Source organism: Chitinophaga sp. (assembly GCF_035564935.1).
Taxonomy (GTDB): Bacteria; Bacteroidota; Bacteroidia; order Chitinophagales; family Chitinophagaceae; genus Chitinophaga.
On sequence record NZ_DATMTE010000113.1, the window covers coordinates 1 to 5,964 of the forward strand.

At 47.5% G+C, this 5,964-nt stretch carries 8 protein-coding genes; 6 read left to right on the top strand and 2 right to left on the bottom strand.

Going from position 1 to position 5,964, the window contains the following annotated elements:
* Positions 1 to 111 precede the first annotated feature (111 nt).
* The 6 genes from VN105_RS03045 (at position 112) to VN105_RS03070 (ending at position 4,437) form a co-directional block, all read left to right on the top strand.
* Positions 112 to 300, top strand: coding sequence for a hypothetical protein (locus VN105_RS03045; RefSeq protein ID WP_325637797.1), 189 nt, complete (start codon positions 112 to 114; stop codon positions 298 to 300).
* A gap of 15 nt (positions 301 to 315) precedes the next feature.
* The gene (locus tag VN105_RS03050; protein ID WP_325637799.1) at positions 316 to 1,323 is read left to right on the top strand and encodes a bestrophin family protein; all 1,008 of its coding nucleotides are present in this window, start codon (positions 316 to 318) and stop codon (positions 1,321 to 1,323) included.
* 94 nt (positions 1,324 to 1,417) lie between these two features.
* A complete protein-coding gene (locus VN105_RS03055) occupies positions 1,418 to 1,876 on the top strand; it encodes a carboxymuconolactone decarboxylase family protein (protein ID WP_325637801.1) in 459 nt (152 codons plus the stop codon).
* Positions 1,877 to 1,908: 32 nt separating this feature from the next.
* Positions 1,909 to 2,250, top strand: a complete 342-nt coding sequence (locus tag VN105_RS03060) for a YciI family protein (protein WP_325637803.1) — start codon at positions 1,909 to 1,911, stop codon at positions 2,248 to 2,250.
* 63 nt (positions 2,251 to 2,313) lie between these two features.
* Positions 2,314 to 3,558 carry an RNA polymerase sigma factor gene (locus tag VN105_RS03065; protein WP_325637805.1) on the top strand — a complete coding sequence of 415 codons (1,245 nt, stop codon included), beginning with the start codon at positions 2,314 to 2,316 and terminating at the stop codon, positions 3,556 to 3,558.
* 99 nt (positions 3,559 to 3,657) lie between these two features.
* Entirely contained in the window at positions 3,658 to 4,437 is a 780-nt protein-coding gene (locus tag VN105_RS03070; protein ID WP_325637807.1) for a succinate dehydrogenase cytochrome b subunit, read from the top strand.
* Positions 4,438 to 4,505: 68 nt separating this feature from the next.
* On the opposite strand, the gene VN105_RS03075 is transcribed toward VN105_RS03070, so the two are convergent.
* Both VN105_RS03075 and VN105_RS03080 read right to left on the bottom strand, forming a co-directional pair.
* The gene (locus tag VN105_RS03075; RefSeq protein WP_325637809.1) at positions 4,506 to 4,862 is read right to left on the bottom strand and encodes a YciI family protein; all 357 of its coding nucleotides are present in this window, start codon (positions 4,860 to 4,862) and stop codon (positions 4,506 to 4,508) included.
* Between the two features lie 60 nt (positions 4,863 to 4,922).
* Entirely contained in the window at positions 4,923 to 5,678 is a 756-nt protein-coding gene (locus tag VN105_RS03080; protein WP_325637811.1) for an SDR family oxidoreductase, read from the bottom strand.
* Positions 5,679 to 5,964 lie beyond the last annotated feature (286 nt).

Consider the following 5,964-nt stretch of genomic DNA (forward strand, 5'->3'; position numbering starts at 1 on the left):
CCTATGATTTTTCTTAAATGATTGATTTGAAATGTGTTAACCAGGTGGCACACAGGTTGCAAACCCCATAGTGCAATAATAATGTTGCGGTTATCACTAAAAACAAACATCATGAAAGCTCTTCCTCAAATCCTGCAGCGATTCTTTTCGCGCGACGATGTAAAGGCGCCGGTTATCACTGTACAAACAGCCCTGGAGCCCATCCACGAAAAAGACACCTACCAGGGCGGTGAATTTCTGAATGATCTTATCAGGGAAGATGACTCCGAAGCAAGTGAAATAAATCCGCAGGTTTCTTAATGAATCATCCCGCACATGCATATAGGTAAATCATATAAGCTCGTTGATTTTCTCTTCTGGACAAGGAGAAGGATATATATACTGATCGTACTGGACACCATACCGGTGATACTTTATCAACTCATTGGCATAAAGTGGCTGGTAGTTCCCTGGGTGGTAGTGGCGTTGCTGGGTACGGCCACCGCCTTTATAGTAGGTTTTAAAAATACACAAACGTATAACCGTACGGGTGATGGACACGACGTATGGACCAACATCCGCAACTTCAGTATTACCTGGGGCATGCTGTGCCGCGATTATTTTAAAGACGGGGAATTTGTTCGCCTGCTGGTGTATCGTCATTTCGCGTGGCTTACGGTATTGCGCTACCAGATGCGGCAAGGCCGCGTATGGGAAGTGGCGGACGCTCATTATAATGCAGAGTACCAGCGTTATTACACCATTCCCGAGCGGGAGTATGCTTTTAACAACGAGATGTTGAAATATATCCCGGCGGAGGAGTTGTCTTACATTTCCGGCACCCGCAGCCAGGGAACACAGTTACTGGCCCTGCAAAGCAAAGCGCTTAAAGAAGTATTTGAAAAGCAGGAAATAGTAGTGGCCCAGTATGCCGAGCTGCAGCGGACCATTAACGGTTTTATTACGCAGCAGGGATTGTGTGAGTCGCTTAAAGATACGCCCTACCCGCGGCAGTACTCTATTGTGAATACCATTTTTGTGAGCATGTTTTGTTTTCTCCTGCCATACGGTTTGCTGCCGGCGTTCAATGAATTGAATGCCGGCGTAACGGGACTTATGAAAGGGCATATGATCTGGTTGCTGATCCCTTTTTGTGTGATCATATCCTGGATGTATACCTCTTTGGAGCAGGTAGGGGAAAGTACCGAGTACCCGTTTGAAGGAAGCGCCAATGATGTGCCGATATCGCAGATCTGCCGGGCCATCGAGATAGATATAAGGGAGATGCTGGGCGAAACCGAATTGCCGGCGCCCGTAAGGCCGCAAAACGATATCCTGGTTTAAATGCCCGCATCTGAAAAAAAAGTTCGGGAAATTTGTCTAATCCGGGAAAGTCAGTTGTTATTAAGATAATAAACCAATAAATCAATTAAGTAAAATGGAACAAAGAATTAACTTTCAGGAAAAAGGACCGGGCGTGGTGAAAACACTCTTTCATACCGGTGCGTATCTTAAAAAATCCTCTATTGAGGAAAAATTACAGGAACTGGTTTCATTCCGGGTGTCGCAGATCAACGGCTGCGCTTATTGCCTGGATATGCATGGAAAAGACGCCCGTGCACATGGTGAAACCGAGCAGCGCTTATATGCTTTAAGCGCTTGGAGGGAAACGCCGTTTTTTACCACCAGGGAAAGAGCCGCGCTGGCATGGGCCGAAGCAGTTACCAGCTGCCATGTGCCGGATGACGTATACACCCGGGTAGAAGAGCAATTCACGGAGGAAGAACTGGTAGACCTGACGCTGGCCGTTTCTACCATCAATACCTGGAACCGTTTTAATATTGCTTTCACTACGCCTGCTTTTGTTGGTACTTACCAGGTGGGACAGTTTGGGTGAAGCATTTGCCAGGACACATTAAAACTCATGATATGAATGATTTCTTATTGGTATTCCGCAGAGATTACAAAACGAAGGAAGTGCAGCCGTCGCCCGAAGAATTGCAGGCGCACCTGAGCCGGTGGAGAGAATGGTTTGACGACCTGAAGGCGCGCGATGTGCTGGCAAGGCCGCTCCAGCCCTGGGAAGGCGCCGGAAAGGTGGTGAAGCACGACAAGACCGTAACAGATGGCCCTTATGCGGAGATCAAGGAATCTATCGGCGGGTTTATTGTGATCAGGGCGGAAAGCTATGACGAAGCGGCGAAAATAGCCGGGGAAGCGCCGATCCTGGAACTTGGCGGAACGGTAGAGATACGTATGGCGGTGGGCTAACATCCCGCAGGCAACAAATAAAAATGCCTTTCTTACTTTTGTAGCAGCATTATTATTTGTAGCATGGACGGGAAGGAATTATTACCGCATTTATTCAGAACCGAGTACCAGAAAATGGTATCGGTGTTAGGCTCCCTTTTTGGCATCGAGCATATAGAGCAGGCGGAAGATATTGTAAGCGATACTTTCCTGGCTGCCACGGAATCGTGGAGCGCGAAAGGATTGCCTGAAAATCCAACCGCCTGGCTATATGCGGTGGCCAAAAATAAAACGAAGAACTGGTTGAAGAGAAATACCTTCTTTCAGCAGAAATTATTGTCGGACCTCCGCTATAATATCCCGGAAGGAGAAGAGATAGAAATAGATCTTTCCGCCCGCAATATTACAGACAGTCAGCTGGCCATGATCTTTGCGGTATGTCATCCCTCCATTCCTGCTGAATCGCAGGTAGCCCTTGCATTGAACCTGCTCTGCGGGTTTGGTACACAGGAAATAGCGGATGCCTATCTCACTACAAAAACAGTTATTTATAAGCGGCTCAGCAGGGCAAAAGAAAAGCTGAAGGAAGCAGGTATAAAAATCCGGCAGCCTACACTTACGGAAATAAGTGAGCGGCTGGAAATTGTACTGAAAACCTTATACCTCCTTTTTTCCGAAGGCTATTACTCCACTTCGCATAATACCGTGTTGCGGAAAGAGCTGTGCGTGGAAGCTATGCGGCTCAATTACCTGCTGATTGAACAGCCGCAAACCAACCAGCCTGCGGTGAATGCGTTACTGGCCCTGATGTGTTTTCACGCCTCCCGTTTTGATGCGCGGGTAAACGACATAGGGGAAATGATCCTTTACCAGGAACAGGATGAAGCGCGCTGGAACCGGGAGCTGATCGAACGGGGAGAGTATTACCTGAACCAGGCCGGCAGCAGTTCCGTATTAACGAGGTATCACCTGGAAGCGGCTATTGCCTGGTGGCATACGCATAAGGAAGATTCCGGTGGAAAATGGAACAATATCCTGGACCTGTATAACCAGCTGCTGATATTGGAATATTCACCCATTGCTGCATTGAACCGGACTTTCGCCATTGCCAAGGCAAGGAGCCCGCAGGAGGCCATCATAGCGGCGGAAAAACTGCAGCTAACGGATAATCATTTTTATTACTCGCTACTGGGTAATCTTTATACAGGCATAAACGATGAAAAGGCGGTGCTGCATTATGAAACGGCATTAAAGATGGCTACCACTCCGGCAGACATCTCCTTAATAGAAAAAAACATCGGGCAAATAAAGCGCAGGCTGAATAAATAATCTTTCGTCCCTTATTGATCACGTTATATACACTGACCGGAAAGGTGGGCATGCCCTTCTTTTGCCCGTTATCTCAATAAAATAAAAATAATTTTTATCATGCTTAACTTCAAACAATTTTTCCGTTCCTCGGTGGGCAGAAAACTGATCATGTCCATGACGGGTCTGTTCCTTTGCCTGTTCCTTATAGTACACCTGGGAGGCAACCTTACGCTGTTTGCCGGTGACGACGGTTATACGTTTAATATTTACGCACATTTTATGACGCATTTTCCGCCGGTGGAAATTGCCGCCTACACACTTTATATTGCTATCCTGGTACATGCTTTTTACGCTTTATCATTAACCGTGAAAAACAGGAAAGCACGTCCTGTGAAATATGCGGTGGCGCCAAAAACGCCGGTGCGTTGGGCTTCCCTGAATATGGGACTGCTTGGTAGTATTATTTTCCTGTTCCTCGTAATCCACATGAGTAATTTTTGGGGAAGATATAAATTTACGGAAGGCACTTACCGCGAATACCGGAAAGAGCTGTTAACCGGGAATCTGACGTCTTCTGTATATGTGCCGGCCTCGCCTGATTTTGAGTACGCGGTGACAACGGAAGGCAATACAGAAATTGTAAGGGTAAAAGACCTGTATGTGATAGTAACGCACAGCTTTAGCCTGCTCTGGTATGTACTGCTTTACCTGGTAGCTATGGTGGCGGTTTCCTATCACCTGTACCATGGTTTTCAAAGCGCCTTCCGGACGGCAGGACTAGTACATCAAAGATATACCCCCATTATACAATCTACCGGCATATGGCTTTTTGCGGTGATTATCCCGTTGGCATTTGCATCTATGCCCATTGCATTTTATATTAAAAGCCTTTTGTAATCAATCGCCTGAAAATATTAAGCCCCTGCGATATCGCAGGGGCTTAATATGCAGTTTCATTGCTGTATTTACGCTACGGGTACGGCCATACGTACTTCAACGATGGCGCCAAACCGGATAATAGGGCAGCCTTTTGCCACCTCTACAGCATCATCATAATCTTTTGCGCGGATGAAGAACAGGCCGCCGATAGATTCTTTGCCTTCCGCATAGGGACCGTTGTGTACCTGCTCCTTCGTTTTTTCAAACCTGATCACCCGGCCGTCGGCATCCCAGCGTTTGGGAGGGGCTACCAGCCTGTTTTCGGCAGCAATTCCCGCTACCCATTCCTGGTAGGGTTTAAGCGCCTCTTTCATCTGTTCCGGCGTAGGCGCGGGGTTAGCACTGGTAAGATCCCTGTGGATGACTAAAAGAAATTCTTGCATATTGTTTTTATTTTTTGAAAGATGATGATGTTGTGCCGGGAAACTTTCAGGCCTGAAGCGCTATGCTTTTACAGACTGGCCGGCAAACCATGTTTTGAAATTGATAGCGCCGATGCGTGCGTTGGCGCCCGGCACCAGCGATTGTTCATTGAGCATAGCGCCGAAATACCTGGCTTCAGGATCAGCTATTACCTGCCGCGGATCGTTTATTGCTTTTAAGTAGTCAGTCACGAGGGAAGAAAGCGGGAATTTTTCCGGGCCGGCAATTTCAATGATGCCATTCACAGGCGTTCCAAGTGCTACGTCTGCAACCGCAGCCGCTACATCGTCTGACGCAATGGGCTGTATAGGCGCGGGTGATAAATGAATGGCTTCCTGCTGTGCTGCGGATTTTACAATACCGCCAAGGAACTCAAAGAACTGCGTGGAATGAACAATAGAATAAGGGATGCCTGATTTCCTGATCAGCTCTTCCTGTGCAGCTTTTGCACGGAAGTAGCCACTTTCCTGCAGGCGGTCGGTTCCTACTACCGACAGGGCTACATGGTGTTTAACACCGGCGTTTGCAGCTGCTGCGAGCAGGTTGCGGCCGGAGGTCTGGAAGAATTGCATCACGGCTTTATCTTCAAAAGAAGGGGAATTGGCTACATCTATCACGATGTGAGCGCCTGTTAAAACTTCGGCCACGCCTTCGCCGGTGATCGTGTTTACACCGGAAGCGGGGGAAGCGGCAATCACTTCATGTCCCAGCAGGCGGAGCTTTTCTACTGTTTTGGACCCGATAAGGCCGGTCCCGCCGATTACTACAATTTTCATGATCTTGCATTTTACTGCCTGCATACAGGCGATGGTTAAATAAGTTTTATTCCCGGTACTTTTTATTGGTCTTCTTCGCAGGTTAGTTGGCAAGTGAAGTGCCATTCATGTAATGGTATGTTAACCAGTTTGTTAAGATGATCCTGCGTGTTTTTATTTCACGTTATACAGCGGATTAGCCCGGGTTTCACGAAATACCGTGTATTATTGACGGATGCATAAAAAAAGCCGGAACACGCGTCTGTTGTTCCGGCCTTTTTTGGGTATCATCACTTAACTGACGAAG

Coding starts and splice junctions, on each gene's coding strand:
- VN105_RS03050 (WP_325637799.1), top strand. CDS start 316: ATGCATATAGGTAAATCATATAAGCTCGTTGATTTTCTCTTCTGGACA.
- VN105_RS03075 (WP_325637809.1), bottom strand. CDS start 4,862: ATGCAAGAATTTCTTTTAGTCATCCACAGGGATCTTACCAGTGCTAAC.
- VN105_RS03055 (WP_325637801.1), top strand. CDS start 1,418: ATGGAACAAAGAATTAACTTTCAGGAAAAAGGACCGGGCGTGGTGAAA.
- VN105_RS03045 (WP_325637797.1), top strand. CDS start 112: ATGAAAGCTCTTCCTCAAATCCTGCAGCGATTCTTTTCGCGCGACGAT.
- VN105_RS03065 (WP_325637805.1), top strand. CDS start 2,314: ATGGACGGGAAGGAATTATTACCGCATTTATTCAGAACCGAGTACCAG.
- VN105_RS03080 (WP_325637811.1), bottom strand. CDS start 5,678: ATGAAAATTGTAGTAATCGGCGGGACCGGCCTTATCGGGTCCAAAACA.
- VN105_RS03060 (WP_325637803.1), top strand. CDS start 1,909: ATGAATGATTTCTTATTGGTATTCCGCAGAGATTACAAAACGAAGGAA.
- VN105_RS03070 (WP_325637807.1), top strand. CDS start 3,658: ATGCTTAACTTCAAACAATTTTTCCGTTCCTCGGTGGGCAGAAAACTG.